Origin of the sequence: Streptomyces cahuitamycinicus, from assembly GCF_002891435.1 — a bacterium.
In the GTDB taxonomy this organism is placed as follows: domain Bacteria; phylum Actinomycetota; class Actinomycetes; order Streptomycetales; family Streptomycetaceae; genus Streptomyces; species Streptomyces cahuitamycinicus.
Genome location: NZ_POUC01000653.1, coordinates 1 through 2,860 on the forward strand (window position 1 = coordinate 1; position 2,860 = coordinate 2,860).

3 protein-coding genes are annotated in these 2,860 nt (G+C 74.2%); all 3 read right to left on the bottom strand.

Features of this window, described 5'->3' with window-relative positions; translation table 11 throughout:
* A partial coding sequence (locus tag C1J00_RS41040; RefSeq protein WP_102913924.1) for a phosphoketolase family protein occupies positions 1–1,425 on the bottom strand: 1,425 nt, incomplete at its 3' end.
* On the bottom strand, positions 1,415–2,068 hold the full coding sequence (locus tag C1J00_RS41045; RefSeq protein WP_102913925.1) for an L-threonylcarbamoyladenylate synthase: 654 nt from the start codon (positions 2,066–2,068) through the stop codon (positions 1,415–1,417). The genes C1J00_RS41045 and C1J00_RS41040, both read right to left, overlap by 11 nt.
* A 14-nt stretch (positions 2,069–2,082) precedes the next feature.
* On the bottom strand, positions 2,083–2,853 hold the full coding sequence (locus C1J00_RS41050; protein ID WP_102913926.1) for a phytanoyl-CoA dioxygenase family protein: 771 nt from the start codon (positions 2,851–2,853) through the stop codon (positions 2,083–2,085).
* Positions 2,854–2,860 lie beyond the last annotated feature (7 nt).

Below are 2,860 nucleotides of genomic sequence, written 5' to 3' on the forward strand. Positions count from 1 at the left end.
GTAGACCAGGCTGGGCAGCGGGGCGAGCCCGGCCTGCCGGCGCACGGACCGGTGCTTGAGCTGCTGCTGGATGAGGCTGAGGGTGATCGGCGCGAACGCCTCGTAGGTGGCGACGAGGGCGTGCCGGCCGGTCTCCGTGTAACCCTGGGCCCAGGCGTGGCACAGCTCCTCGCTCAGCACTTCCACCGTCCACGGCACCGGGCGCCCGTGTTCGTCGGTGAGGTCGAGACGGTTGGAGGCCAGCTCGTCGGGGCTGAACACGCGGAACGGTCCCTGCTCGGCGCTGGCCCGCAGGACCTCGGGGACCACCTGCGCGAACGGGCGGCCGGTGGCGCGGTCGGCGACCTGGGCGGAGGCGGCGACGCAGCCGCGCGGAGCCGGGAGGCCGTCGGGCTCGGGCCGGGGCAGCGGGAGCGCGGGCAGCAGGTGCGGCCGGGGCCGACCGCTGGAGGTGAGGAGCTGGGTGGGCTGGTAGGAGGACAGCCAGTCGGCGAGCGCGTTGAACTCGGCGGGCACACCGGCCGGGTCACGCAGAGGCGTCTTGTGGACCGCCGGGGTGCCGGCGAGGTGAGCGGGGGCACCGTGGCCCTTGTCCAGGGTGAGGACGAGGAGGCTCGACGGTCCCGGAATGCCCAAGGGCGCGGCGGCGCCGAGCGCTTCGGCCACCGCCTGGCGGAGCTGGCCGATGTCGAGCCCGTCGCTGTAGACGGGCCGGTGGCCAAGGCCGGTGAAATAGGCAGTGAGTTCGGTGCGGCTCAGGGTGGACAGCAGGCTCTTGCCGCCCATGCGCAGCCCGTTGAGCAGGACGACGGGAAGGACGGTGCCGTGGTCGCCCGTACCGTGCAATGCGCGGGTGGCGAGCCAGGAGGCGGCGGTCGTCCCGGTCTCGCACTCGCCGTCGCCGATCAGGACCACGGTCAGCCGGTGGGGCGCGTCGAGCACAGTGCCCTGCCCGATCGCGAGGGCGGGGCCGAGCTGGCCTCCGGTGTGCAGGTGGCCGGGGATCATCGGGGTGATCTCCCCGCCGACGTCGGCCAGGGGAAATCCGGCGACGAGTGCGCGCAGTCCGGCCTCGTCCCGGCGCAAGCCCGAGTGGGCGTGGCCGAGTCGGCCGGTGAGGTAGGCGTGGGCGAGGGCGGAGGGGCCGGCGTGCCCGGCGCCGTGCAGGACGTGCAGCTCGTAGCCGTCGGGGACGGCCGCCTGGAGTGGGCCCAGGGCGGCGAGCATCCGGTTGACGGGCGGGCACACTCCCCAGTGGCCGGCCGGTCGCGTCTTGACGTCGGCCGGGGTCAGGGGCCGGGCCAGGCGCGGGTTGTCGCGCAGATAGAGCTGGGCGAGACAGAGGTAGTCGAGCGCGTCGGCGACGGCGGCCACCGACGCGTCGGGCACCAGGCGGTTCGTCCGGCGGGCGAGGTCACCCCACATGCGGTCCTCCTGCCGGGGCGAGAGCGGCTTCGACAGCGCGGGCGTGGACGGTGCCCTCCCGCTCCAGGCGCGCTGCGGCGACCGCGGGGCAGTCGACGATGGTCATGCGCCGGCCGTGCGGGCAGATCCCGCCGTCGACGACCGCGGCGATCCCGGCCCTCATGGTCCGCTGAAAGACGGCGACCTGGCCGGCGGTGAGCGCCGGGTGGTCCTTCTCGCCGGCGGCGGGGGTGGAGATGCTGCACACGGCGGCGGCCAGCGGTTCGCCGGCCAGGGCGACGAGCTGGCCCAGTACTCCGTCGGGGCATCCGACGAGCGCCGGGGAGCCGACCGCCGCGACAGGCTCCACCGCGGGCTTCCACGGAAGACGCAGCGCGAGGTCCCCCGGCCACAGGCCGCCTGTCAGCAGCCGGGCGTCGGTGCTCAGGTCGAACAGAATCTCGGCCGTGGCCGGGGAATCGAGCAGGAGCAGCAGCGGCTTGGCGGTGGGACGCTGCTTGGCGCGGAAGATCGCGCTCGTGGCGGCGGGGTCGGCGGCGCGGGCACACAGCATGTACCAGCGGGGCGTGGGCACGGCGACCATCTCCCCGGCGGCCAGGAGCCGCGCTGCGTGGGGGAGCTGGTGAGGGGTCAGGACGTCCACGGCGCTCTCCCCTCTCACACCGTGCCGGGGCGGGCGAGGGCAGCGAGCGCCGGGTACTCCAGCCACGGGTCCGACAGAGCGCGCAGGGCGAGGTCGGGGTGCTGGGCGTGGCTGACGCGGAAGTACGCCATCACCCTCGGGGTGCTGCTCGCGTTGATGCCGACCCGGTGCGGGACTAAGTGGTGCATCACGACCACGTCGCCGGGCTCGGCGGTGAGAGCGGTGCCGTCCTGGGCGTCGATGTCGTCGGGAGTCTGGGCCGGCTGCCCCAGGACCCAGTCCGTGGCGAAGTAGTCGGCCATCCGGTAGTGCCCGCCGGGCACGTAGTGCACAGCGCCGGCGTCCGCGTTGGCGCTGCCCTCCAGGACGACGCCGGCGATGAAGGTGAACGTGCGCAGGTCGCGCGGTTCCAGGTGAGGGCAGGAGACACCGTCGACGTGCATCCGCTTCACGGGCTGCTGCGCGCCGTGCGGAAGCCGGATCTGGATCTGCGCCCGGGTGACCGGGGCGGGCCTCGCGGGCCGCAGCAGGTCTCCGGCCAACTCTGCCAGGCCGCTTCGCCGGTACAGGGCGAGGAGGTCGGGGTGCTCCTCCAGCTCGGGGGCGAAGCTGCGTTCGGTGTAAGCGGTGAGCCGCGCGGGGTCGTACACCTCGGCCAGCCAGCCGCCGACGAGGGTGCGCGCCTTGGACAGGACGGCGCCGTGGACCAGGCCACGGCGTATGAGGACGCCGTCGTCGACGAACTGGCGCCGCTCGTCGTCGCTCCACGTCACAGGACTGGGCATGGTGGAT

What these genes read in the sequence shown, in the direction of transcription:
- C1J00_RS41050 (WP_102913926.1), bottom strand. Translation starts at nt 2,853, where the DNA reads ATGCCCAGTCCTGTGACGTGGAGCGACGACGAGCGGCGCCAGTTCGTC.